Source organism: Bacteroides sp. NGMCC 1.200775 (assembly GCF_040798045.1).
GTDB classification, from domain to species: domain Bacteria; phylum Bacteroidota; class Bacteroidia; order Bacteroidales; family Bacteroidaceae; genus Bacteroides; species Bacteroides hominis.
In genome coordinates, this window is the sequence record NZ_JASCQK010000008.1 from 60,386 (window position 1) to 86,616 (window position 26,231).

The following is a 26,231-nucleotide window of genomic DNA, read 5'->3' on the forward strand; positions in this document are numbered from 1 at the left end:
TTATCACTTCATTTTATTACTTTTGCCACTTATTCAATAACCGTATCTTAAAAACAACAAAAAACATGCGACAAACAATTGCTTCAAAAACTCCCCGTATCGAGGTTGTAGATGCCTTGCGCGGCTTTGCCGTAATGGCGATCCTGCTGGTTCACAACCTTGAACATTTTATCTTTCCTGTGTATCCCGATGTTGCTTCCCAGCCGGAGTGGCTCAATATTCTCAACGAAGGAGTGTTCAGTGTCACGTTTTCCCTGTTCGCAGGAAAAGCCTATGCCATCTTCGCTCTGCTCTTCGGATTAACGTTTTACATACAATATGCCAATCAACAGAAGAAAGGGAAAGATTTCGGTTACCGTTTTCTCTGGCGTCTGCTCCTGCTGGGTGGTTTTGCTACCTTGAATGCAGCGTTCTTTCCGGCGGGAGATGTCCTGCTGCTGTTTTGTGTGGTCGGTATCTTTCTGTTTATTGTCCGCAAATGGAGTGACCGGGCAGTATTTATCCTGGCTGTCTTCCTGCTGTTGCAGCCCGTGGAGTGGTACCACTACGTGATGAACCTTGTCAATCCGTCCCATTCCTTACCCGATTTAGGAGTAGGGCAGATGTATGCTGAAGTGGCGGACTATACTAAAGAGGGAGATTTCTGGAAGTTCATCTGGGGGAATGTGACCTTGGGGCAGAAGGCGAGCCTGTTTTGGGCGATAGGTGCAGGGCGTTTCCTGCAAACGGCCGGACTGTTTTTGCTGGGAATGCTGATCGGACGGAAACAATTATTTGTCACCTCGGAGAGTACGACCCGTTTTTGGGTAAAAGCACTGATCTGGTGTGCTGTGTTATTCGGTCCTCTCTATCAGTTGAAAGTACAATTGACGGATGCCGGTCAGCCGGACATGATACGCCAGACGGTGGGTGTGGTGATGGATATGTGGCAAAAGTTTGCTTTCACCATTGTGCTGGTTGCTTCGTTCGTATTGTTATACCAAACGGAAAAGTTCAAGAAGCTGACTGCCGACTTGCGCTTTTACGGTAAGATGAGTCTGACGAACTACATCTCCCAGTCCATTGCCGGAGCCATTATCTATTTCCCGTTTGCGCTCTATCTGGCGCCTTATTGCGGGTATGCCGTCAGTTTGCTGATCGGTTTTCTGTTCTTCCTCTTGCAGGTTCGCTTCTGCAAATGGTGGTTGAAAGGACATAAGCAGGGACCGTTGGAAAGCCTTTGGCACAAACTGACCTGGCTTCGTTCGGAATAAACAAAATTCACCACAGGGGACACAGAGGACACAGAACGAGATTCAAGCCGCTGATTATCAATATCAACAATCAGTGGCTATCTGTGTAGTCCTGTGGTGAAAAGGCTTTTAGCACAGCCCTTCTGTTGTATGACACCGTTCTACTTGCCATCCCATTGTTTCCCTTTGCATGGACCATACTTGCAATAGAGTCCTTTCCGTCCTTTTTTCTTTTTCATGTCCTATATCACATTTTCTTAATTAATAATGATGAAAATGTGTGAACAATCTACCTTGAAGCGGTGTTACACTTATTATCCCCATAAATAGGGATTGTTCCGTAAGGGAATACTTCTTATCTTTGCCACAAAACTAAACGGATGAAACAATGCTGTCAGAACATAATGCGATGGTTTTTGCCTGTACTCTTTATATCGTACATGGCAGGTATCACGCTCTTCACCCACTCACATGTAGTGAACGGGGTGACCATTGTCCATTCGCACCCGTTTAAGAAAGATTCTCCCCATAGTCACACCACAGTCGAATTTCAATTGATTCATTTGCTGAACCATGTGGTGACTACCGGAGCCGGTCTCTTCTTTCTATCCCTTCAGTTTATTGCTTGTCTGCTCTATACGCTTTCGTGGCGTCCGGAGAGGGCAGGATACCATTCGTCTGTTACAGGCGTGGTATCGTTGAGAGCGCCGCCTTCAGCCGTATAAAGCATCTCTCTCACTCTTACTGCTTTATTTAGAGAAACTTATTTAGTAATTTTACTATCCAGAAACGAAAATGAAGAAATACATATTTTTCCTCGTTAGCCTGTGCTGTGCCTTGTTGCCGGCTATGGCCGACCAACCGGAACACCCGGAACTGAAAGCTTCCGATGCGAATATCATCGGACATGTACTCGATAAAAAAACGGGTGAACACCTCTCTTATATAACGATTGCTCTGAAAGGAACCACGATTGGCACCGTGACGGATGCCACCGGACACTATTTCCTTAAAAACCTTCCCGAAGGGGATTTCGTCCTCGAAGCCAGTTCGGTTGGTTATAAAACCATCAGCCGCAACATCACGCTTAAAAAGGGGAAGACGCTTGAAGAAAACTTCGAGCTGGAAGAGGATGCCGTAGCCCTCGACGGAGTGGTGGTGTCTGCCAATCGAAGTGTGACCAAACGGAGGCTGGCACCTACGCTGGTCAATGTGGTGGATATGAAGATGTTCGAGAATACGAACTCGCCTACACTCTCGCAAGGACTGAACTTTCAGCCTGGTGTGCGTGTGGAGACGAATTGCCAGAACTGCGGGTTCCAGCAGGTGCGCATCAATGGTCTGGACGGCCCCTATACGCAGATTCTTATCGATTCGCGTCCCATCTTCAGTGCCCTTTCCGGTGTTTATGGTTTGGAGCAGATTCCTGCCAACATGATTGAGCGGGTAGAGGTGATGCGTGGTGGAGGTTCTGCGCTGTTTGGTTCGTCTGCCATTGCCGGAACCATCAATATCATCACTAAAGAGCCGTTACGCAATTCGGGGCAGTTGGCACACACCATTACTTCTATTGGCGGCAGCTCGTCTTTCGACAATAATACCTCGCTGAATGCTTCGCTGGTGACCGACGATCACCGGGCAGGACTCTATGTGTTCGGTCAGAACCGACATCGCGATGCGTATGATCACGACGGGGACGGTTATTCCGAAATGCCTAAACTCAAAAACCAGACAGTAGGTTTCCGTTCGTTCCTGAAAACAAGTACATACTCCAAACTAACATTTGAGTATCATCACTTGCAGGAATTCCGCCGTGGCGGCAACATGCTGAACCGTCCGCCTCACGAAGCCGATATTGCCGAGCAGATTCAACATTCCATCAATGGTGGGGGATTGAAGTTCGACTATTTTGCTCCGAACGAAAAGCACCGCCTGACACTGTATACATCGGCACAGCATACGGACCGCGACAGCTATTACGGTAGTAAAAAGGACCTGAATGCCTATGGAAAGACGACGGACCTGACCTTTATCGGCGGTTCCCAGTATGTGTACAGTTTCGATAAATGCCTCTTTATGCCTGCCGATCTGACTGCCGGGCTGGAATATAACCGGGACAATCTGAAGGATGATATGTGGGGATACAATCGCTATACCAGGCAGACGGTGAATATCGGTAGCGCTTTCTTCCAGAACGAATGGAAAAATGAAAAGTGGAGTATCTTGCTGGGCGGACGTCTGGACAAGCATAATCTGATCAACCATGTCATCTTCAGTCCCCGTGCCAATTTGCGTTTCAATCCTACACAAGACGTCAACCTCCGTCTGAGCTATTCTTCCGGATTCCGTGCCCCCCAGGCTTTTGATGAAGACCTGCATATTGAGAATGTGGGCGGAACGGTGTCTATGATTGAGCGCGCCAAGAATCTCAAAGAAGAGAAGTCGCAGAGTTTCAGTGCTTCGGCGGATATGTATCACCGCTTCGGTGCTTTTCAGGTGAACTTCCTGGTAGAAGGTTTCTATACTAAGTTGTCGGATGTGTTTGTTCTCGAGAACATCGGAGAGCGGGACGGGATTCTGATTAAAGAACGTCGCAATGGTTCGGGAGCGAAAGTGCTGGGACTGTCGATGGAAGGAAAAATGGCTTACCTCTCTTTGTTCCAGTTGCAGGCGGGAGTCACCTTGCAGCAAAGCCGCTATGACGAACCCGAAAAATGGAGTGAAACGGCACCGGCTCAGAAGAAGATTTTCCGTACTCCGAATACCTATGGATATTTCACGGCAACCTATACCCCTGTCAAACCGCTCTCCGTTTCCTTGTCGGGAACCTATACCGGTTCGATGCTGGTGCAGCATATGGCAGGTTATATCAAGAATGACATAGCGGTCAATACGCGCGATTTCTTCGATATGGGAGTTAAGTTGGCCTATGATTTCAAACTTTATAAGACGATAGGCCTCCAGTTGAGCGCCGGTGTACAAAATGTGTTCAACGCTTATCAGAACGACTTTGACCAGGGAGTGGAACGTGACTCCGGATATATCTATGGGCCGGCTGCTCCGCGAAGCTATTTTGCCGGAGTAAAGATCAGCTATTAAGCCCGTTGCAATTAGTCTGGAAACCGAGCCTCTGCTTGGTTGAAACGAAGGCTCTGTCCCGGTCGGACGGAGCCTTTGTTCTGTCCGGACAGAGCCTCGGTTTTACTTCGGCAGAGGCTCCGATTGAAAAAAGTATCTCTCTGAACACAAATATCTGATTTATTGTTTTTATATTTGTCGGCAGATTGGTTCGCCAAAGCTTTCCTGCTTCTGGCGATTAAAAGGGAACCGGGTGTGACTCCCGGACAGTCCCGCTGCTGTGAGGCTTTAATACAAACATTCCGATCGGATACTCTTTTGCCACTGGCTCGTGTAAGCCGGGAAGGCGTTCGGAATGGAAGCTAAGTCAGAAGACCTGCCACTCTCGCTGATAAGTCTTGGTTCCTCGTGGGTTAGGAGCAAAGCACAATAGTAACAATCAATATTAAAAACGTAGAGCGTATGGAAAAAGTAGTTCCTCCGTTCAAAGTAGACGTTGCCGGTACTTTTCTTCTGCCTCCTGCATTGAGAGAAGCCCGTGAGCAATATCGAAACGAACAAATCAGCCTGCTTACTTTGCGTGCTGTCGAAGATGCCGAAATACGGAATCTGGTAGACAGACTGAAGGCAGAAGGGCTGAAGGTGGTCACCGACGGCCGTTTCCGCAGTGATGCGTGGCCGCTCGACTTTATGTGCGGATTGGATGGCATCCGATTCCGGGATGACAGAAAGACTTCTGTCGAACTGACCGGCAGGATCGATGTGCATCGTCATCCGGTGCTCGATGATTTTGTTTTTCTTACCGGGGTAACCGGCGGAGATGTAATAGCTAAGCAGGTGCTTCCGGCGCCTTCGCGCCTGCTGGCCGAATTGATGAAGGACGCAAACCGGACGCAGCTGGATCTGATTTATCCCGAACTCGAGACATTGCTGGTGGATATTGCACAGGTGTATCAGAAGCTGATTATGGAATTGTATAAATCGGGTTGCCGTTATCTGCAACTCGATGACGCAACGCGCACGGTGACAGATAATGCTATTCGTGTCAACAACATGGCTTTGGAAAATCTGCCTGCCGACCTTTACATTGCTTTTCACTCGCCTACCGAAATGCTTTTCTCACTACAGGGCATCAATGCTTTTTTCCTCGACTATGATTCGGAATGTTGTGGCAAAAACCGTTTGCTGTGGTTCATACGGGAAAAGCAATCGGTTTTTGGTTTCGTCCTTTCCCATTATCCCGTAGAGGAAGAGTTGGAAGAACTAAGGGCTAAGATCGACCAGATTGTACGTTATATTCCCTCGCACCGCTTCTCACTCTGCATTCCCAATGCTGAGGTACTAACTTCGGAATCTTATGAAGAGGCTGAGGAGAAGCAATGGCATACGCTGAAAATGGCTGAAATGGTTGCGGGAGAACTTTGGCCCGAAGAGGAATAGAACTTCTTTATAACTATAGTATATTTTCGTGGAACAGATTCGTAAGAGCCTGTTTAGAGGGGCCCGGGCGATGTGATTTCGACCGGGCTTTTTTATACCTTTTTCAGAAAATGATGTATCTTTGAACCCTGAAACAACTATATCCCTGTTTTTACAACTATGATGACACATAAACTACTATTAGCCGCACTGATGGGTTCTGTCTGCATCTCGTGCGGACATCCGCCTCACAAAGGCGGAAGCGAAAAAGAAGCCTTGGGTAAACTCCTCTTCCATGATACTTCGCTCTCTGAACCATCCGGACAGTCGTGCGCCACTTGCCATGCCGTCTCCCGGGGATTTGCCGATGAACAGTCGCGTGCCATATCCGAAGGCGCAGTGCAGGGACTCTTTTCTCAGCGCAATTCCATGTCGGTATGTTATGCCGCTTTTGTGCCTGAGTTACATTATGATGATGAAGATGAAAGCTATGTGGGAGGTCTGTTTTGGGACGGCCGTTCTCCTTCTTTGCAGGATCAGGCGGGTGTTCCTTTGCTGAATCCGGTGGAAATGGGGAATAAGGACAAACAAATGGTGGCCGAAAAGGTGAGACGTACTCCGTATTATGACCGTTTGATACGGATATATGGCGAAACGGGTAATGCCGATTCGCTGTTTGCTTACGTTACGGACGCACTGGCGGCTTATCAGTCATCCAAAGAAATCAATCCTTTTACATCCAAGTACGATGCCTATAAAAAAGGAAATTATCAGCTGACCGCACAGGAAGCGCGTGGAAAGGAGCTTTTCAAGGAGAAAGGGCAATGTGCCGAATGCCATGTCCTGGATCGTGACAAGCGGGCACACCGCACGTTGTTTACCGATCATACTTATGATAATCTGGGTATACCGAAGTTGCCGGATCATCCGCATTATAAGGTGCCGGCAGAATATTTCCTGCTAACTGCCGATTCGGTGGATTTGGGGTTGGGGGCTATTGTCAATGCTGAAAGTGAGAATGGCAAGTATCGTGTGCCTACGTTGCGCAATGTGGAACTCACGGCTCCATATGGACATAACGGTTATTTTAAGACACTTGAGGAGATTGTGCATTTCTATAATGTGCGGGACGTGAGTGATGATTTTCCACCTGCCGAGTATCCTGCTACCGTGAACAAGGATGAATTGGGAAATCTCGGACTGACACAGGAAGAAGAAGCCGACATCGTGGCCTTTATGAAAACGCTGACCGATGGCTACATGAAAGTTCATAGATCAGAAAAACGATAAATTCCCAAAAAACGGCCTCAGTACCGGTTTGCCGGGTGAGGCCGCATCATCGTTTATGGTTTCAATAGAACTTTATCGATATACCCTTTTAGTTGCTCTTTGGATAAAGCCCCCATGCTTACTTGGGGCTCTCCCTTCATCGGTACAAACCAGAGGGTGGGAATACTCTGTATGCCGAAAGCCTTTGCCAGTTCCGGTTCTTTGTCTACATCTACTTTATAGATATAAATCTTTCCGGCATACTCTTTGGATAATTCTTCAAGGATCGGAGCGACCATTTTGCAGGGACCGCACCAGTCGGCATAAAAGTCTACGATAGCCGGTTTGTCACCCAGGTATTTCCATTCCTTCGAATGGTTTTCATAGTCGGCCACCTTCTTTAGAAACTCTGCACGAGTCAGGTGGATGGTTCCCGGTTGCGGTTTTTCCGTTTGTACCGTATCTGCGCCGGCAGTTGTCTTGTTCTCGGATGTCCCTTTGCAAGATGCAAAGGCCAGCAATCCTATAAATAGGAAGGGGATAAGAATGCTCTTTTTCATTTTTCTGCTTTTTAATGGTTATTAATGGACGATCTCTTTTTTCCAGGTGATGCCACTGATATCGGTCAGTACCAATTCGTATTTTCCTTTGGGCAAAGTTCCCATAGCCGGATCATTGACTGTAAGGGTTGCTTTGCTTCCGAGCGGAATCACCAGGCTATGCTTACCCGGAGCTACCCGGGCAATGTATTTGTTATCGATATTTCCGATTGGGAAGTCAGCCAGTTCTTCTCCTTTCTTTTCTAACACAACGTGTCCGTTGGCGTCTTTCAGGCTGATACCGATCAGGAAAGAGCCGTATACATCGGCACCTTCAACACGATAAACACTGAATGACAAAGAGTTGTTCTCTATTTGTGCGTCGGATATTTCAATCTTCGGTTTGACGGACTTATTGTGCAGTGGTCCCCAGACACCGTTGTGAAACTCTTGGTTGGTGTACAGGGTCAGTACGAAGATGACGATGGCACCTGCCACACTGATATTGGCAAAGCGTTTGGTCTTTAAAGGTAATTCTCCGGAGGTCAGCCATACCAGCCAGCCTGCTTTCTTCCGTAAGGCGAATTTTCGCTCTGTCAGATAATCGACCGAGTATCTTCCACCACCGGAAAGGAAGATAGTGAATCCGGCAGCTACTCCCAGAATACCGATCTGCCATTCGTCCAGGCAGGTTGTTCCTAACCATCCGGATCCTAAGAGGATACCGGTGGCCAGACTGAATACACCGATACTCATCAGGCGGGTGAAGAACCCTAACATATAGAGTAACCCGACTACCCCTTCGACAAGGGTGAAGATCACCATTGCCCACCACAACATATCGGGGGTGGATACCAGATATTCGATTACCGGACGGATACCTATCGAGTTCGGAAGGAAATGGTTGAACTTTTCTCCGATGTATCCGGCACTGTCCGGTATCAGTTTATTTTCGAGTACAAGGCGTCGCCAGAAGGCTGAAAAGTAAGTCCATCCCACTACGAGGCGCAGTGAAAGCGTAAACATGCCTGCAAGTAAGTAGGCTCTTGATTGTTCTTGTTCGTTTGCGGTTGCCATAAGATGTGGGGATTAGTCGGTTCTTTTCGGGGTACTGCCTGTCTTAAACAGGTTCAGAAGTAATCCGCCCATCACAGCTCCCCAAAGGGTGCTGTTGACCGGCGAGGAGGTAATGGGACAAGTGCCGCCGGTGCAGCCTACGTATTTCCAATACAGGAATCCTCCTACAGCTCCTATTGCCAGTCCGACAAATGTGAGCAGGTTCTTTTTGAAGAATGCTTTAATCATCTTGTTTTCGGGTATTTTTAATTAATTGTTTTCTTATAAAACAAATTTCCTGCGGAAAGTACTACGGGGATAACATTCTTTATGAAATAGAGGTAGGCGAAACCGGCACGGTTTATCAGGCGACTGTGTGGTTGTATGGGGGCAAGTGGGCTCGCTACAATGTGACACAGAGTTCCGCAGGGCTGGCTGTTATTTTCCCTCTGCGAAACTCTGTGTCATCCTGTTGGTTCATTCCGGCGTGGCTGTATCCTTCTGCCGGATGAACCGTGTCCTTGTACTGAAAACAATCTGAAACTTAGCCGGCAATCTTTATATTTTCTTTTTTACTGCAATATCGTTTACATTGTTGGCAGATATCGTATCCGAGCATAGCGCCTAATATGAAATCTTCTTCCGGAGTGAGATGGTTCAAAGGCCGAATAATGATATGCCGTATGGCTTCCATACATTCGGCCTTACCAAAGAACAGATTTATCTTATTGGTGTTTACTTCTTGTATCAGGTAACTGATATTCTGTTTTTCCAGACGTTGTATGGCAAACGCTTCGTGCTCCTTATTCATGGTGTAGAGCACCATGTTGCGTATCCCTTTCTTGAATTCGTATACATGGTTCAGGAAAATTCGTATTTCACCCGGAACCTTTCGTTCGATAGCCATAACGTTCGTCGGAATTTTAAATTAGTTGATACATTCTTTTTTTAAAGATTCAGTCCATTGGGCAATACGCTTGTCGGTCTTGTTGTCTTCGTTAACTTCATCCAAAGGAAGTCCCACGAATTTGCCGTTGACTACTGCGACAGAAGAGTCGAATGTGTAGTCGGACGGGTCGGTTGCTCCGCAGAAGGTGCAATGGGTGTCTTTCAGCTCTTCGTACAGGATACCGATGCCGTCGCAGAAGGTATCGCCGTATGAATCTGAGTCTCCGCAACCGAAGAGCGCTACAAATTTGTGAGACAGGTCGGCCTTCTTCAGCACTTTAATGCCATCATACCAATCATCCTGAAGTTCGCCTGCTCCCCATGTAGAGGTGCCCAGCACTAATACATCATACTCTTTCACTAACTCGTCGTTCAGTTTTGAGGCATCGTGGATGTCACCTTTAGGAACGTTCAGTTTTTCTGCAATCCGGCGGGCTACATCTTCGGTAGTCCCCGTTGTGGAACCGTAAAATACTCCAATTTTATTCATTTTCTGATCTTGTTTTTAAATGATGTGGCAAAGATAAGAGGTTCGGAAGAAACAGAAAATCCCCATTTATAGTGGAAATAACAGGGTAGTTATCACTATAAATGGGGAGTAAAGGGGGCGATTGTTATTAATGATGGAATAGCCGGATGCCCGTAAAGGCCATCGCTATGTCGTATTTGTCACAGGTATCTATCACATGGTCGTCATGAACTGATCCACCGGGCTGGGCAATGTAGCTCACGCCGCTTTTGTGCGCACGTTCAATGTTGTCTCCAAAAGGAAAGAAGGCATCCGAGCCTAAAGCTACGCCCGATTGCGTATCGAGCCATGCACGCTTTTCTTCACGGGTCAGCACTTCCGGTTTCCGGGTGAAGAACTGTTCCCATACGCCGTCGGCCAGCACATCCATATAGTCGTCCGAGATATATACGTCGATCGTGTTGTCACGGTCGGCACGGCGTATCTTTTCTTTCCAAGGCAGGTTCATCACTTTCGGATGTTGGCGCAAATACCAGATGTCGGCTTTGTTTCCGGCCAGGCGGGTACAATGGATGCGTGATTGCTGTCCTGCACCAATGCCGATGGCTTGCCCGTCTTTGGCATAGCATACGGAGTTGGACTGTGTATACTTCAAAGTGATCAGGGCGATAATCAAGTCACGTTTGGCATCAGCCGGAATGTTCCGGTTCCGGGTAGGCATTTCTTTTAGCAGGCTTTCGTCAATCTTCAGTTCATTGCGTCCCTGCTCAAATGTAATGCCGAATACGTCTTTATGTTCGATGGGGGCCGGACGGTATGCCGGATCTATCCTGATTACATTATAAGTACCTTTCCGTTTGTTTCTCAGAATCTCGAGTGCCTCCGGAGTGTAGCCGGGAGCAATGACTCCATCCGACACTTCACGGTTGATGATGCGGGCTGTCGGTTCGTCACAAACATCAGAAAGGGCGATGAAATCTCCGTAAGATGACATCCGGTCGGCACCCCGGGCACGGGCGTACGCAGTTGCCATCGGAGAAAGTTCCATGTCATCTACGAAATAAATCTTCTTCAATGTTTCGCTCATTTCCACTGCTACCGCGGCACCTGCCGGACTTACGTGCTTGAATGAAGCGGCAGCCGGAAGTCCGGTTGCTTCTTTCAGTTCTTTCACTAACTGCCAACTGTTCAAGGCGTCCAGCAGATTGATATATCCGGGTCTGCCGTTCAGGACCTCGATGGGCAGTTCGCCTTCCTTAATAAAGATACGCGCGGGTTTTTGGTTGGGGTTACAACCATATTTCAGCTCCAGTTCGTTTGTCATATTGTTATGTTTTAGTTGATTGATGCAAAGGTAAAAAATAGTGGTGAACGATGAAGGATAATCCATGATTTTGTTGTTTACATGCCGTTCTGTTTCGTCATTTCTTGTGTTTTTTTAGTTTATTTATCGTGAAAATACCTATTTATAGTGATTGCGTACCATCTAAATATTGTGTTTCTTTGCACCCGTAATATAATTAAGGTGTTGATGGATAAACTACAAAAATATAAACCAACCGATAAAATGATCGACCTTATCGGTGATAATTATTCTCTTTTACAAGTTATGAGCCGCTTTGGGCTTTCATTAGGGTTTGGTGACAAGACAGTGAAAGAGGTCTGTGAGATGAACAATGTAGATTGCCATACATTTTTGGTTGTTGTGAATTTCATGGCTGAAGGGTTCTCACGTATGGACGGCAGTGCCGACGATATTTCCATACCGGCTTTGGTCGATTATCTGAGACAAGCGCATATCTATTTTCTCGATTACTGTCTGCCGGCCATTCGGAGGAAGTTGATTGAAGCCATTGACTGTTCGCAGGACGATGTTTCATTCCTTATTCTGAAGTTCTTCGACGGATATATGCGGGAGGTACGCAAACATATGGAGTATGAAGAAAAAACAGTGTTTAAGTATGTGGATACGCTGATTCATGGCAATGCGCCTAAGAATTATCAGATCAGCACTTTCTCAAAACATCACGAGCAGGTAGGAGAGCGGCTTACGGAGCTGAAAAACATTATTATTAAATATTGTCCGGCCAAGGCAAATACCAATGTGCTGAATGCAGCCTTGTTTGATATTTATGCTTGTGAGGAAGGGCTTGAATCACACTGTAAAGTAGAAGACTATTTGTTTGTTCCTGCCATTCTGAAACTGGAAAGGAGGATGCGAGAAAATGAAAAATAACGAATCAATCCGTATAGCTGTAGCCGAGACGTCGGTGATTATTCGCAGTGGCCTGACGCTGGCTTTGAAACGTTTACCCAATCTGAAAATTCAACCGGTAGAACTGCTGTCGGTAGAGGCACTCAACGATTGCCTGCGTACACAGTTCCCCGATATATTGGTGGTCAACCCTACATTTGGCGACTTTTTCGATGTGGCACGTTTCCGTGAAGAGACTGCCGGCAAGGGAATCAGGGTAGTGGCATTGGTCAGTTCGTTTATCGATGCTTCGCTGCTCAGTAAGTACGATGCGTCCATTTCTATTTTCGATGACTTGGAGGCGTTGGCCAATAAAATCAATCTCTTGCAGAATATAGAACCCGAAGAAGAGGAGGATAGCCAGGAGGCTCTGAGTCAACGTGAGAAAGAGATCGTGATTTGTGTGGTGAAGGGAATGACCAATAAGGAAATTGCCGAAAAACTCTTTCTTTCTATCCATACGGTGATCACACATCGCAGAAATATCAGCAAGAAGCTGCAAATACACAGTGCGGCCGGTCTGACCATCTATGCTATTGTAAATAAGCTGGTTGAGCTAAGTGACGTAAAGGATTTATAGCTCTAAAAGAATGTTATAAAACATAAAACCGCTTGTCGGGTTAGAAAAAAGCCGTATCTTTGCAGTGCAGTTGGGAAATTGCTTTTTAAGGTAAAATAGAATATTAGGTATTAGATAAAGATTTAAGGTATTAAAAGTTTCAAGTGATTTTCAATTAGGTAAAGATTTTTAAAGGTAAAAGAATAATAGGTATTGAGAGTTTTTAGGTAAAAAGAAGATTGTGTTTTTAGGAATTTTGAGGTATTAAAGAAAAGCCTTTATGGCTTTTCTGATGTGGGGCGGGTAATTCTACTGAAGAATTTACTCGTTTTTTTATGTCCGGATTTTACTGTTTTCTCTTCACTGTCTCATATCCGGTTGATCTGTCCGGTAACCATATAAATAACAAAATCCCGACGAAATCACTTCGGCGGGATTGTTCCTTTTACTCAAATGTGGCTACGTAATAAAATTATGACTAATTAATTAAATTCTGATACTGCAAAGATAGCGTGTTTTCGCAGTTGCCACAATCCCCTTTTTAGGGTATATTACGTAAGATATCTCACTATATGTAGTTACTTTCGCCCATTCGGGCTTATTTTTTCCCAGATTTTGCTTTGCGGATTGAACTGCTTGATCGCTTTGGCCGGACTGCCTGCACATACGGAGTAGGGGGGAACAGAACGGCTGACAACACTTCCTGCGGCTACCACCGAGTGCTTTCCCAGTGTCACGCCGGGCAAGATGACTGCATTGGCGCCTACCCACACGTCATCTTCAATCGTGACGGGCCGAGTGCTCACTCCTTGTTCATCTATACGTTTGTCTGCATCCTGATAGTTATGGTTAAGACCGGTCACCGTTACGTTCTGTGCCAGATTTACATGGTGACCGATGGTTGCAGGGCCGATAATTGTGTTTCCCAGTCCGATCCGGGTATAATCACCGATAATCAGGTCACCCACCGCATTGTTCAGACACGAAAAATCTTCTACTACCGAGTATTTTCCAAGAGAGAAAAGGTTGAACGGAGGGAGGTCGAGGCGTACGCTTCGGTATATCACGGAACCTTTTCCCCGCTTCAGGTAGAGAAAAGAGAATATGCGTATCCACCAGTTGGGACGTGTTTTCACCGGATGCATGATGAATCGGTGTACGGCTTGTTTAAGTGCAGGGTTCTGTTTGATTGTCTCTTTCAGTGCCATAGTCGGGGAGAGTTGGTTATTTCTTGGTTTTCTGTCCTACCAGATAATCCGGGATAGCCAGACATACGATGAATATCAGGACGTAAAGTAAGGCCCACCACTTTAAAGACAGAGTCCAGTTGTAGCAAAGCAACAGTATTGCGATGAAAAAAATGGCGGTTAAGCCTGTTCTCCAGGAAGGCAGAACCCATCTGAAAATCTTGTTGCAATAATCCCAGTGTGCCGTGAGCATTGCTTCCGGAAGTGCTGGGAGAGCCTTGGAGAATCTTACTTTATATTGTGGGATACGTATGTCATTGCTGTAGACTTTTACCGTTTCCAGATATTCGACGAAGATGCCCTGCCGGACTAATCTTCTTTCCAGATTACTCTTACGGCTCTTTTGGTTCTTCTTCAGCCATGCCAGATCTAACACCATATCCGTACCACATAAGGCCGATGATACTCCCAGGCGGATGGCTCCTTTCCGGAAGAAAGAATGATTGATTTCTTCGTTCAATGCCTGAAAGTATTGCTTCCGGGTAGAACGGTTTTCTGTGATAGGATGAAGTTGGATAGCTCTGGCTCCTCCATCGAATGCTTTATTTATTTCATTCAGAAACGCAGGTTCAATCCAAGTTGTTTTTCCGAGGATGATTACGGCATCAAAATCCTTTTCATCCAGCGTACCTACGGTTTCTGTCAGGTCTTCGTAAGTGAATACTTTATACAGCTCTTCCGGATAGTCGGGCGAAAAAGAGAAAGGAGTATCCGTAGGGAACAGAATGGCAAATCTATGTTTCTTTCCTGTCTTCGGGTATCGCATGGCATTCTTTAAAGAAGCTGCTACTGCCGGTATTCCCAAATAGATGGTAAACAGGCTGAAGCACAGAAACAGAATAAAATCTGTTATTTGAATAAAAGTATCCATAGTTTCATATGTACGGTTATACGTTCTCTTTTTGTATAAACGCCGTGAAAGTTCTCAGGATAATTTTCATATCCAGTTGGAAGGAGAACGTTTTGGCATATTTTATATCCAGTTGCTTACGTTCATCAGCGGACATCTTCCCACTGCTTCCGCGTTTTTCTACCTGCCAAAGTCCCGTTAGTCCGGCTGGTCCCATGAAGCGGTCGATATATTCATCGCTTGTCAGCAGTTCGGCTTCGTAAAGCGGGAGAGGGCGGTTGCCCACGATGGACATATCTCCTTTCAGGATATTGATAAGTTGCGGCAGTTCGTCGATGCTGTACTTACGGATGATGCGTCCCACTTTGGTGATGCGGGGATCATTCTCCAGTTTAACGAACGCATTTTTCTTTTCTACGGACTTTTTATTTGTATAGCTTTGTTCGGATATGACGAAATCATCTGAAATAAGCATGATTTCTTCCTCATTCAGCTCCATATCATCGCTGATCAGCAATTCTTCTTCCGCCGGGTTCTGTTCCTCCTCCTCGGCCTGATATTGGTTAAGCTGGTTGAAGTCTCTCAGATGTTTGTCCGCATCGGTATACATGGAACGGAATTTCAGGAAATCGAATATTTTGTAGTTGCTTCCTACCCGTTTGGATTTATACACTACGGCACCCTTACTCTCCATCCGGATGGCTAACGCTGTGATTAACAGTATCGGAGATAAGCAGAGTATGGCTATCGACGAGAAAGTTATATCAAATAATCTTTTCCATAAAGGCAGTCTGAAAGCTTGTAAGTTCGATCCTTTTTCGTTGATATCGTTAATTTTTTGCTGTTTCCGTCGCATCATAAACTCCGACATGTTTTTAAATGCTTCGGAGGTAGAATCAAACGACATTGAATTATTGATACCGGCTTTCAGATAGACGGGCCTGTCTTCTTTATTGATTCCTTCAGTGACAAGGACGATGTATACACCCGGGAATTTTTTTCTCAGATACTGGATCTCAGGAATATCTTTTGATAGATCCCGTTCTTCGAAAAGGATCGCTATATCATACTTTTCACGAATCTTATCGATAAATTCGCTCGCTTTCTTGCTGTTTTGAATGGCATAAAACGCACCTTCAGCTATCTTAGAGAAATGTTCGATAGTAGCAGTATGTCTCCCGATATAAATGAGATGTGGCATTTAGTCTATGATTTTTCTGACACGGATTTTTAGCTCCATGGGGTTGAAAGGTTTCAGGATATAGTCTTCGGCTCCTTCTTCCAATAATCTGATTCTTTCGGTTGTACTTTCTTCACTGGAGAGCATAATGACGGGAATGTCTTTGAACAACTCATTGTGCTTCAGGTAATGCAGGAATTCATCTCCTCTCATCTCCGGCATTCGTATGTCTGATATTATCAGGTCCGGTAAATTACCTTCATATAACCATTCAATTGCTTTTATCGGATTTTGTACATACTGGCAATCGTAATCTTTGCCTAAATAGATTGACGCTACTTTACCAATCGTTTCTTTATCGTCAACAAGTAATATCTTCTTTCTCATAATGTGATTAAGTATCGTTATGATGTTTGCTTTGTTGTTTGTTTAAGTGTAAGATAGAGTATATTTACTCAGTACTGCAAATATATATAATATTTCTGTAACAATGTTCTCTAAAAGAAGTGTTTTTATCTGAAGGCTCTCTTTTAGACACGAAAAGAGGCTGGGTCGAAACTATTTTCACCACGGAGTAACACAGAGTAGCACAGAGTCTTTTTGCTAATAATCAACAATTTAAAATTGCCTCTGTGTTACTCTGTGTCCTCCTGTGGTGAGTTTTGACACAGCCTTCTGTTCAATAGTCTGTTCTAATTTTTATTGGTCTGGAACACTTTGGTATTATCAAAATCGTTCCACCACTTTGTGTTATTCACTCCACCGCTGGTTACCCATCCGGCAAACTGTTTATATGCATTTTGAATCTTTGTATATTCTAACGGCCATTTAAATTGGGTGGGAACTATGATGCCCCATGCCAGATTATCTTTGCTGATATAATATTTCTTTCCGTTTACGGAAGATGCATCATTGTTGCCTCCGAATAGTTCAGTATTTGCCAGTTTGGTTGGCTGATATCCGGCTACGTGGATCTCTTTTCGTTTGCTGCCTCTGTCAGTGATGATGAAGAGATTCAGTTTGTTTATATTGACTGCATCACTGCTTGGTGCCGATGCCGGGTCGAATCTGAGTGTAAAGTTGATGATCTTGGAGTCTTTTTGGTTATTGTCACTACCGGAAACTGTATTGACGAACGAACCTGCCGGGCGCTCCATCAGTGCATGTGCATTGTCAAACAGGGGAACTACCGCATAGTCCTGGCCTTTCTCTATATTCTTATCAGTAAGGTCGAATGATATCGGACGATAGTTGTTTGCGTAAGTAACAGGCTGCGTGATGGCAGATGCCGGAATTTCGTCGAACATGATGGCTGCTGCAATTGCTTTCTGGGCACCGACAGCAGTTAACTCAATCGTCAGGTCGAGTTCTGTGATCTTATTCCATTTGTCTATACTTGTCTTTCTGTGTTTTATTTCCAGAACGATATCATTCATGTCGTAGTCTCCATACAGGGGCCACTGGTCTTCAAACAGGTATGTATAATTATGATTGTCATCCACAATAATCGGGAAGTTAGGATCAGAAGGTTCCGGAGCAGGATCCGGCAGTTCCGTTTTTCCATTGCAGCCGGTTATGATGATATCGGGCTTGCTTGAAAAGATCACCTCACTCCCCGCATGATACATGTCTTTATGGGAACAACTGATTTTACCGCTGATATAAAGTTTACCACTAAACTTATTTGACCAGTTATCGATCTGCAATTTATCGGTCACTTTCAATAGAGAAGCTTCATCTCCTTCGCCTATAGCTGAAAAACCGGAGTTAATGGTTATTTTTTCTGCTTTTATCATAGAACTATTGGCCAACGTCAATTTGGCGTTGTCATAAAAGTATATATCATCAGCTTCTTCAAAATAATCCTTATTTTTGTCATCTTCTTTTTCTTCTGCTATGACTCCATGATCCAGATAAATAATGCCTCCTGCTTTCATATGTTCTACAAAGAGCATGCAGTTATTATATAGGGAACCTCCCGCTTCACCGCTATCATATGTATCGAATTCCATTTCTCCGAAGTTCACGTTCTTACTTCCGGCTGCTGTATATTTCTCCGCTTCCAACTCACTTCCGGCAGCATTGTATACAATTGAAGAAGTATTCAATTTTATTTCTTTTTCTACATCTAATTCTCCGAAATTATGAATACTTCCTCCTTTAGAGGCATCTATATTGTGTTTAACATCTACTTTATTCCCATTATAGAGGAGATCAAAAGAATTTAATAGTAGATTATCCACTTCTATTTCACCGAAATTACAGATCGTACTTTGCGTATTACCTTCCAATTTAGTTATCTTAATCGTGGCTCCGGATTGGATCGTTAAATTACTTGCATTCTGTAGTTTCAGGTCTGTTCCCTCAATCGTTCCACCCTTCAGAACAATAATATCCAGGTAGTTTTGGGTAATGGCTTGTGCCGGTTCCCAGTTTCCTTGTATATAGACAGTCGCTCTGTTGGAGTTGCTGAGAGAGGTATCTTTAAATTTTCCTTGGAATTTTCCGGTTACAATATAGGCTTTCCCTCCTTCCAAAACTTGGGAAGAACTTGTTATCGGGATAGCTCCATTGGTGTCATAGCTTTGTTCTGCTCTTTTAGGAATGTCAATTCCTCCGTTATTCCCTCTGGTGGCTACCGAAGCTCTCGTTTTGATGGCAGACGTACCTGTAAAAGAGCATTGAACATGGGAAGTTGATTCGCTGATTTCCACTTGTTTTATCTGGTCCCTGCCACGTGGGTCAGTCTGACGGACATAAAGATACTTTATATCCTTGGAAGACACTACTTCGGTCTGATAAGCTTCTCCTTTCTTGGCAACTCCTTTGGCTAAAGTATTGTAGGGATCCTCTGCTGTTGCTTCAAGCGGATTTTTATCTAATATTTCTACGGTATAATAATACTGTCCGTCAAACTCATCATCGACTTCCACGCTAAATTTTATGGAATTTGTAGACGACCAGTCGAATCCCGCCGGAGCACTGATATCCTCCATGGGATTGGGAGTTTGATAAGAGGGGTCATAGAGATCTTTGTTATCATCAACGCAAGCTGTAATGCACGCCGTCGATAGGATCATTGACGATGCAAAAAATAGTTTGTTAATTGTTGTTTTCATATTTGTTTGTTTTGTTCAGTATTTGCAAATATACAACACAAATGTACAACTATTAATCGGCCTGTATTGTTTGAAATATAACTTATTATAACGTCATTAATATTTTTTAGGAATAATACGATCCGGTGATAACGAAGATGCCAAAGAGGCCTGGTGCATGGAGTGTTTATTCGGTCCTTTTGGTTATTTCGCCGATCAGGCAAGAATTCATTTTATACCTGATCTCTTTATTGTCGAGTCCATGCCCTAAGAGGAACATTAATTTGGTGACCGCACATTCCGGTGTGCTGTCGTATCCGCTGATGACTCCTGCCTGAAGCAGCTGGATACCGGTGCCATAGCGTTCCATTTCGACGGCACCGGAGGCACATTGAGTGATATTGACGATAATGATGCCCCGGTCCGTAGCGTCTTTCAGTTCCCTGATAAACCACTCTTTCTGGGGTGCGTTGCCCGAACCGAATGTTTTTAATACTACTGCCTTTAGTTCCGGCACATGGAGCAGTGCAGATACGATCCCTTCCTGAATCCCGGGGAAGAGTGTCAGAATGACTACGTTCGTATCGAACAGATAGTGAGGTTTCAGAGGCTTGGTCAGATCCGGTTTGCGGATCAGGTTAGGTTCATATTTAATATGGATGCCTACTCGTGCCAATGGGGGATAGTTGAACGAGCGGAAAGCGTTGAAGTTTTCAGCATTGATTTTAGTCGTGCGGTTGCCACGCATCAGATGGTTTTCAAAAAAGATGCAGACCTCGGGAACGATTGCGGTGCCATCCGGATTTTTGGCTGCTGCAATTTCAATAGCTGTAATCAGGTTTTCTTTGCCGTCTGTGCGTAGTGTACCGATCGGGAGTTGAGAGCCGGTCAGGATGACAGGTTTACTCAGGTTCTCGAGCATGAAGCTGAGGGCAGAAGCTGTATACGCCATTGTATCGGTGCCGTGGAGGATGACAAACCCATCAAAAGAGTCATAGTTATAGTTTATAATCTTAACCAGTTTGGCCCAAAATGCCGGTTCCATGTCCGAAGAGTCAATAGGGGGATCAAACTGATAGGAAGAGATGCGGTAATTGAATCTTTTCAGTTCGGGTACGTGCTTTAGTAGATGGTCGAAATTAAAATTTTCCAGAGCACCGGTTTCCGGGTTTTCTATCATTCCGATAGTTCCACCAGTATAAATGAGCAATACGGAGGGGTAATCTGCTTTCATATCTGTATCTTTTTTGCTGTTTCGCCGACAAAGATACAAAAAAGAACTATAAACTATAAACGATAAACGATAAAAGAGACTGTGTCGAGACTCTTTTCACCACGGAGTATCACAGAGCTCTTTACTTACAAACAACGACTTAAAATCGTCTCTGTGTTACTCTGTGTCCTCTGTGGTGAGTTTTGTTCTTATTTTATTCCGTCAATTAATCGGAGAATGGCCTTTTCCGGATCCTTTTCTTCATTGAGCAGAGTAACAAAACGGCTGCCGATAATGGCTCCCGAGGCATTATCGCAGGCAGCACGGAAAGTGGCCCGGTTGCTGATGCCGAAACCTACCATGCGTGGATTGCGCAGATTCATCTTTTCAATCTTTTTAAAGTACGCACGTTTTTGTTCGTCAAAGTCCTGTTGTGCCCCTGTGGTGGCAGCCGACGAAACCATATAGATAAAACCGTCCGTATGTTCGTCAATCTCGTGTACACGCTCTTCACTCGTTTCGGGAGTGATAAGCATAATCACTTTGATGTCATATTGCTCCGCAATGTTGCGGAAGTGCTCTTGATAGTCTTTGAAGGGAAGGTCGGGAATGATGACACCGTCGATTCCACATTCGGCACACTGCCGGCAGAAGTTATCGAAGCCGAACTGCATAATCGGGTTGAGGTATCCCATTAATATCAATGGGATTTTTACATCCCGGCGGATATTATGCAGCTGTTCAAACAGAAGTTTGAGCGACATCCCGTTGCGTAGGGCTTGTGTGGCTGCATTCTGGATTACAATGCCGTCTGCCATCGGATCACTGAAAGGGATACCGATTTCGATCATGTTTACTCCATGTTTCTCGAGGGCACGGATCACTTCGGCTGTTCCCTCCAGTGTAGGAGTGCCGGCACAAAAATAGATGGATAGCAAATCCTTGGGATTGCTACTGAAAAGTTGGTTTATTCTGTTCATACACTTTTATTTTTAATTCATTACTTTTTTATATTCAGGGTTGGTGGAGCTTTATTTCCCCAGTTGCTCTAAAAAGAACTTGAGTCTTTCTACCTCTTTCAGTCCCGGTTTGGTTTCGAAACGACTGTTCAGGTCAAAACCCGCCAATTGGGGATGACGCAATTCTTTCAGGGTCGGAGCACTGTATGGATTGATTCCGCCGCTAAGTAAGAAAGGCTTTTTCCCTTTGTAGCTGTTCAGCATCGTCCAGTCGAACTGATTGCCCGAGCCGCCATGTTGTTCACATTTGGTGTCGAACAGGAAATAGTCACAAGATTTTTCGTATGCTTCGGTGTTCTCAAAATCCTTTCTCCGGGCGATGGAAAACGCTTTGATCAGCCTTAACCCGGTTGACCGGAGTGAATGACAGTATTCCGGTGATTCATTGCCATGCAGCTGGATATAATCCAGACTGAAACGGTCGGCAAGTATCTCGATTTCTTTTTTGTCTTCGTTGACAAAGACACCCACACGCTTTGCCGCATCCGGCATGTAAGCCGGAAGCTCGCATAGGCAGCGGGGAGACTTCGGGTAGAAGATAAAGCCTATCATGTCGACCTTTAGTTGTTCTACATCGCGGATATTGTCGGCTTCGCGCATTCCGCAGACTTTTATCAGTTTGTCGTTTATCATTCTTGTTCTTAATTGAATGGTTTTGATTTCGATTCACCACGGAGGACACAGAGGACACGGAGTTTTAATTTTCAAGTCCACAGAAATATCTTAAATTTTCCCTCTGTGTCCTCTGTGCTACTCTGTGGTGAATTTGTCATGGGAATGGGTTACTGGGTTCGATTCGTTTATAAATTCTTCCAGTTTCTTGCCCGGTTGCCCGGTTTTCATAAACGTTTCTCCGATCAGGAATCCTCTGAATCCGGCATTACGCAAGCGCTTCACGGTTTGCGGGTCGGATATGCCGCTTTCCGACACCAATACTGTGTTCCGGGGCAGTTGTCCGGCCAATCGGAACGAGTTCTCCACATCCGTAAAGAAAGTGCCGAGATTTCGGTTATTGATCCCCACCATATCGATCTCCTTATTTATAAATGGTAACTCTTCGGCGGTATGGATTTCCAGCAAGACTTCCAATCCCAGTTCATGAGCTTTTTCAGCAAGGGCATGGCACTTCTCTGTATCCAGTGCGGCAGCAATCAGCAGTACGGCATCGGCTCCGACTATTTTGGCCTGATACAGTTGATATTCGTCGATTATGAAATCTTTGCGCAGAATCGGAATATTTACCAGCGGGCGTGCCGTACGGATATCCTTCAGGCTTCCTCCGAAGAACTTTTCGTCCGTGAGGATAGAAAGCGCCGAAGCACCCGAGGCTGCATATTCCGGCACTACCTGTTCGGGGCGTGCGTCTTCATAAATCCATCCTTTGGATGGAGAGCGGCGTTTGAATTCTGCAATAATACCGGTAGACGAGGAAGTTAGTGCCTGCTTCATGGAGTATCCGGGCTGTATTTCGTCAGATAGTTTCTCCTGAAGCTGTTCCGATGGGATGGCCTGTTTCTGCAAGTCTATTTCGAAACGCTTGTTGGCGATGATTTCGGATAATATATCTTTCATGCTTTTGGGTGGGCGATAGTTTTCCTATCTGTTTAGTTCAACAAATTTCTTTAAGGTCTCTTTTGCCTTGCCGCTGTCCAGTGATTCACGGGCGAGGGCGATGCATTCTTCTATCGGTTTATCCGGACAGATCACCTGGATGGCGAAGGCAGCATTGACAACCACTACGTTCTTTTGTGCTTCCGTAGCCGTTCCTTCCATAACAGCATCAAATATTTTTGCTGCGTCCTCCGGGGTATTTCCGCCGTCGAGGTCGGCTTCTCCGTAACGGTTGAAGCCGAGACTTTCCGGCGTATAGATTTTTTCGTTGCCGCAGGTAGCCACTTTAAATTCGTCGGTCAGGGAGATTTCATCATACCCGTCCAGACTATGTACAACGGCAAAGCGGGTGGCGCTCTCCTGATAGGTATATGTGTACAGACGGAGCAACGGGAGGTTGTAGACTCCAAGTAACTGATATTGCGGTATGACAGGGTTTACCAACGGACCGAGCATATTGAAAAAGGTACGTACGGCCAACGCTTTCCGTATCGGTGCCACTGCTTTCAGGGCAGGGTTGAACAAAGGGGCATGCAGATAGGCGATGTTGCACTTTTCCATAGAACGGCGGAGCCGGTCTGCATCGCCGGTGAATTTTACTCCATGCTGTTCCATTACGTTGCTGGCTCCGCTGACGGAAGTGGCACCGTAATTGCCATGTTTTACTACCGGAAATCCGGCTCCTGCCACAGTGAAACAGGCTGCGGTAGAGATGTTGAATGTATTTTTGCCGTCACCTCCGGTTCCTACGATATCGATAGGCGCAAATTCACTCAGATCCACCGGTACGCGCATTTCGAGCAACGCATCACGGAATCCGCAAAGTTCCTCTACCGATATGTTGCGCATCAGGAAGACGGTTATCAGTGAGGCCACTTGTGCGTCGTTGTATTTGCCTTGTGCAATGTTCTGCAATATGGTACGGGCTTCGTCCCGTCCCAGGTATTGATGTTCGAATAATTTATATAGAATCTGTTTCATGGGGTTTATTTGTTTAAGAAGTTTTTAATGATTTCTTTTCCTTGCGGAGTCAGCACCGATTCGGGATGGAACTGGATGCCATGTACATTGTACGTGCGGTGCCGTAATGCCATGATTTGTCCTTCACGGCTTTCGGCGGTGATCTCGAGGCATTCGGGGAAGTCCTCGCGGCTTACTACCCACGAATGATAGCGGCCTACGGGTATTTCGTGTCCCAAACCTTTAAAAAGAAGATCTTCCTTCAGGATGTTGACCGGAGTCTGTACGCCATGGTATACTTCTGTCAGGTTCTCGAGTGCTGCCCCGAAGGCTTCACCGATGGCCTGATGTCCCAGGCAAACTCCTAAGATGCTTTTGGTCGGTGCATATTTCCGGATAATGGGTAGCAGCAGTCCGGCTTCTTCCGGTATGCCCGGTCCCGGCGAAAGGATGATTTTATCAAAACGTTCCACTTCTTCCAGTGAAATTTCGTCGTTGCGGAACACTTCAATGTTAGTGGCTCCCAACTCTTTTACCACGTGCAGCAGGTTGTAAGTGAAAGAGTCATAGTTGTCCAGGAGCAGAATCGCTTCTTCCCGTCTGTTAAGGGGATCTATCTTGTTATTCATTGTTTTTTTTATTTGTTTTAGAGTTTGGGTTCACCACAGAGGACACAGGCTGCACAGAGTTTTTTTTAGACATAAGAACAAAAGAACAGATAATTCTTTATGGGTTCTTAGGTTCTTTTATCTGAAAACAGATGGAGCGCAGCTAATTAATCTCTGTGTCCTCTGTGTCCTCTGTGGTGAATGCCTTTTAGTTTTTTAGTTTTACGGCCAGATCTATTGCTTTCTTCAGTGCTCCCAATTTGTTGTTGACCTCTTGCAGTTCGTATTCGTCCTGACTGCGTGCCACGATGCCTCCTCCGGCCTGGAACCACAATTCATTGTTGCGGCTTACAAAAGTACGGATCGTAATGGCCTGGTTCAGTTCCCCGTCCAGTCCGATGAAACCGATGCAGCCTCCGTAAGCTCCGCGGTTGTGCGGCTCTATCTCACTGATAAGCTGCATGGCACGTACTTTCGGTGCGCCGCTCAACGTCCCGGCCGGGAAAGTGTCGATGAAAGTCTTGAGCGGATTCGCCCCTTTGTTCAGTGCTCCGCTGACGCGGCTTACCAAATGGATGACATGGCTGTAATATTGCGGTTCTTTGTAAAACAGCACCCGCACGTCGTGGCAATTGCGGCTGAGGTCGTTGCGTGCCAGATCTACCAGCATCACATGCTCTGCGTTCTCTTTCGGGTCGGCCAGAAGTGCTTCCGTCAGTTCTTTGTCCTTTATGGTGTCTCCCGTACGCCGTGTGGTTCCGGCAATCGGATCGATATAGGCTTGTCCGTCTTCTACTTTGCAGTGTGTTTCCGGTGACGAACCGAAGATGCGGTATCCGCCGAAGTCAAAATAGAACAGGTAAGGGGAGGGGTTGATGCTGCGTAGCGCGCGGTATACCTTGAAGTCGTCACCGGCATAAGGCTGGATGAACCGTCTGGACAGTACAATCTGGAAGACGTCTCCCCGGAGGCAGTGGGCGATACCTTTGCGTACATTCGCTTTGTGCTCTTCGTCGGTGATGGTACTGGTGACGGGACCGGTCACTGAGAAGTTGTACGAGGCATAGTTGCGGTTCTCTATGGCCGATTCCAGTTGTGACAGACTGCTTTCTTCTCCTTCCGCCAGCATTTCCACCAGAGTCAGCTCGTTCTTGAAGTGATTGAAGACGATGATGTACTTATATAATATGTATAGCAGGTCCGGAGCGTCGTTTTGCTCGTCGTGGCTTTCTTTCACGGGGATGTGCTCAAAGTACTTCACTGCGTTGAAAGTGGTATAGCCATACAGTCCGCAGAATTTCTTATCGGCTCCCACTACATGGAACTGGTTGATGAAGCGGTTGAACGCATTCTCTACGTGGAACGTCTTGTTGAGTGGTTCTTCCCGGCGGCTGTTGTCGGGATACGTAGTGGTCACTATTCCACTGTTTATGCCGATGCTTGCCAATGGGCAGAGTGCGATGAACGAGAGGGAATTTTCTCCGGCATGATAATCCGAGCTTTCCATTAATGCCGATTGCGGATACATATCGCGCACTTTGAGGTAGATGCTTACCGGAGTGTGCAGGTCGCCCAAGACCTGCTTGCTATGGGTGGTATAATGAAAGGTATTCATAATTTTT

At 45.7% G+C, this 26,231-nt stretch carries 25 protein-coding genes and 1 riboswitch; of the genes, 7 read left to right on the plus strand and 18 right to left on the minus strand.

Annotated elements, in window-relative coordinates; all coding sequences use genetic code 11:
* Positions 1-65: 65 nt before the first annotated feature.
* From QK890_RS17560 to QK890_RS17580, 5 genes are all read left to right on the plus strand, one after another.
* A complete protein-coding gene (locus QK890_RS17560) occupies positions 66-1,253 on the plus strand; it encodes a DUF418 domain-containing protein (protein ID WP_044300259.1) in 1,188 nt (395 codons plus the stop codon).
* A gap of 383 nt (positions 1,254-1,636) precedes the next feature.
* On the plus strand, positions 1,637-1,957 hold the full coding sequence (locus QK890_RS17565; protein ID WP_005820610.1) for a hypothetical protein: 321 nt from the start codon (positions 1,637-1,639) through the stop codon (positions 1,955-1,957).
* A 70-nt stretch (positions 1,958-2,027) separates the two neighbouring features.
* Positions 2,028-4,331, plus strand: a complete 2,304-nt coding sequence (locus QK890_RS17570) for a TonB-dependent receptor (protein WP_250712318.1) — start codon at positions 2,028-2,030, stop codon at positions 4,329-4,331.
* Positions 4,332-4,500: 169 nt separating this feature from the next.
* A riboswitch (cobalamin riboswitch) is annotated at positions 4,501-4,709 on the plus strand.
* A 63-nt stretch (positions 4,710-4,772) separates the two neighbouring features.
* A complete protein-coding gene (locus QK890_RS17575; protein ID WP_022012603.1) occupies positions 4,773-5,750 on the plus strand; it encodes a methionine synthase in 978 nt (325 codons plus the stop codon).
* Between the two features lie 159 nt (positions 5,751-5,909).
* Entirely contained in the window at positions 5,910-7,019 is a 1,110-nt protein-coding gene (locus QK890_RS17580) for a cytochrome-c peroxidase (protein ID WP_032540490.1), read from the plus strand.
* Positions 7,020-7,072: 53 nt separating this feature from the next.
* Here the strand turns inward: QK890_RS17580 and trxA are convergent, their stop codons facing one another.
* The 6 genes from trxA to QK890_RS17610 form a co-directional block, all read right to left on the minus strand.
* Positions 7,073-7,558: a thioredoxin gene (gene trxA, locus QK890_RS17585; protein ID WP_005778368.1), complete on the minus strand. Its 486-nt coding sequence runs from the start codon at positions 7,556-7,558 to the stop codon at positions 7,073-7,075.
* A 21-nt stretch (positions 7,559-7,579) separates the two neighbouring features.
* The gene (locus QK890_RS17590; protein ID WP_005806662.1) at positions 7,580-8,614 is read right to left on the minus strand and encodes a TQO small subunit DoxD; all 1,035 of its coding nucleotides are present in this window, start codon (positions 8,612-8,614) and stop codon (positions 7,580-7,582) included.
* Between the two features lie 12 nt (positions 8,615-8,626).
* Positions 8,627-8,842 (minus strand): DUF6132 family protein, encoded by a 216-nt coding sequence (locus QK890_RS17595; RefSeq protein ID WP_005778363.1) that lies wholly within the window; start codon positions 8,840-8,842, stop codon positions 8,627-8,629.
* Between the two features lie 295 nt (positions 8,843-9,137).
* Complete coding sequence (locus QK890_RS17600; RefSeq protein WP_005778362.1) at positions 9,138-9,500, minus strand: DUF2023 family protein; 363 nt, start codon at positions 9,498-9,500, stop codon at positions 9,138-9,140.
* A 21-nt stretch (positions 9,501-9,521) separates the two neighbouring features.
* On the minus strand, positions 9,522-10,031 hold the full coding sequence (gene fldA / locus QK890_RS17605) for a flavodoxin FldA (RefSeq protein WP_022012605.1): 510 nt from the start codon (positions 10,029-10,031) through the stop codon (positions 9,522-9,524).
* Positions 10,032-10,158: 127 nt separating this feature from the next.
* Positions 10,159-11,334, minus strand: coding sequence for a phosphoribosylaminoimidazolecarboxamide formyltransferase (locus QK890_RS17610; protein WP_367627482.1), 1,176 nt, complete (start codon positions 11,332-11,334; stop codon positions 10,159-10,161).
* A gap of 207 nt (positions 11,335-11,541) precedes the next feature.
* Here QK890_RS17610 and QK890_RS17615 point away from each other — a divergent pair, with 207 nt between their 5' ends.
* Together QK890_RS17615 and QK890_RS17620 are read left to right on the plus strand one after the other, a co-directional pair.
* Entirely contained in the window at positions 11,542-12,246 is a 705-nt protein-coding gene (locus QK890_RS17615; RefSeq protein WP_005778355.1) for a hemerythrin domain-containing protein, read from the plus strand.
* A complete protein-coding gene (locus QK890_RS17620) occupies positions 12,236-12,844 on the plus strand; it encodes a response regulator transcription factor (protein WP_005806654.1) in 609 nt (202 codons plus the stop codon). Before QK890_RS17615 ends, QK890_RS17620 begins: the two co-directional genes overlap by 11 nt.
* A gap of 557 nt (positions 12,845-13,401) precedes the next feature.
* Here the strand turns inward: QK890_RS17620 and QK890_RS17625 are convergent.
* From QK890_RS17625 to QK890_RS17680, 12 genes are all read right to left on the minus strand, one after another.
* Complete coding sequence (locus QK890_RS17625) at positions 13,402-14,031, minus strand: DapH/DapD/GlmU-related protein (protein ID WP_022012607.1); 630 nt, start codon at positions 14,029-14,031, stop codon at positions 13,402-13,404.
* Positions 14,032-14,047: 16 nt separating this feature from the next.
* On the minus strand, positions 14,048-14,941 hold the full coding sequence (locus tag QK890_RS17630; RefSeq protein WP_022012608.1) for a hypothetical protein: 894 nt from the start codon (positions 14,939-14,941) through the stop codon (positions 14,048-14,050).
* 16 nt (positions 14,942-14,957) lie between these two features.
* Entirely contained in the window at positions 14,958-16,121 is a 1,164-nt protein-coding gene (locus QK890_RS17635) for a sugar transferase (RefSeq protein WP_005778348.1), read from the minus strand.
* Positions 16,122-16,487: a PleD family two-component system response regulator gene (locus tag QK890_RS17640; RefSeq protein ID WP_032530046.1), complete on the minus strand. Its 366-nt coding sequence runs from the start codon at positions 16,485-16,487 to the stop codon at positions 16,122-16,124. It lies immediately after the preceding gene.
* 305 nt (positions 16,488-16,792) lie between these two features.
* Complete coding sequence (locus tag QK890_RS17645; protein WP_234077661.1) at positions 16,793-19,219, minus strand: LruC domain-containing protein; 2,427 nt, start codon at positions 19,217-19,219, stop codon at positions 16,793-16,795.
* A gap of 166 nt (positions 19,220-19,385) precedes the next feature.
* On the minus strand, positions 19,386-20,432 hold the full coding sequence (locus tag QK890_RS17650; protein WP_005778344.1) for an asparaginase: 1,047 nt from the start codon (positions 20,430-20,432) through the stop codon (positions 19,386-19,388).
* A gap of 188 nt (positions 20,433-20,620) precedes the next feature.
* Entirely contained in the window at positions 20,621-21,391 is a 771-nt protein-coding gene (trpA, locus tag QK890_RS17655) for a tryptophan synthase subunit alpha (RefSeq protein WP_032530048.1), read from the minus strand.
* A 51-nt stretch (positions 21,392-21,442) separates the two neighbouring features.
* Positions 21,443-22,063 (minus strand): phosphoribosylanthranilate isomerase, encoded by a 621-nt coding sequence (locus QK890_RS17660; protein WP_032540493.1) that lies wholly within the window; start codon positions 22,061-22,063, stop codon positions 21,443-21,445.
* Positions 22,064-22,180: 117 nt separating this feature from the next.
* The gene (gene trpC, locus QK890_RS17665) at positions 22,181-23,002 is read right to left on the minus strand and encodes an indole-3-glycerol phosphate synthase TrpC (protein ID WP_022012613.1); all 822 of its coding nucleotides are present in this window, start codon (positions 23,000-23,002) and stop codon (positions 22,181-22,183) included.
* A gap of 24 nt (positions 23,003-23,026) precedes the next feature.
* Positions 23,027-24,022 (minus strand): anthranilate phosphoribosyltransferase, encoded by a 996-nt coding sequence (trpD, locus tag QK890_RS17670; protein WP_005778337.1) that lies wholly within the window; start codon positions 24,020-24,022, stop codon positions 23,027-23,029.
* A 5-nt stretch (positions 24,023-24,027) separates the two neighbouring features.
* Entirely contained in the window at positions 24,028-24,630 is a 603-nt protein-coding gene (locus QK890_RS17675) for an aminodeoxychorismate/anthranilate synthase component II (RefSeq protein ID WP_317471547.1), read from the minus strand.
* A gap of 187 nt (positions 24,631-24,817) precedes the next feature.
* On the minus strand, positions 24,818-26,224 hold the full coding sequence (locus QK890_RS17680) for an anthranilate synthase component I family protein (protein WP_005778333.1): 1,407 nt from the start codon (positions 26,222-26,224) through the stop codon (positions 24,818-24,820).
* Positions 26,225-26,231: the final 7 nt, after the last annotated feature.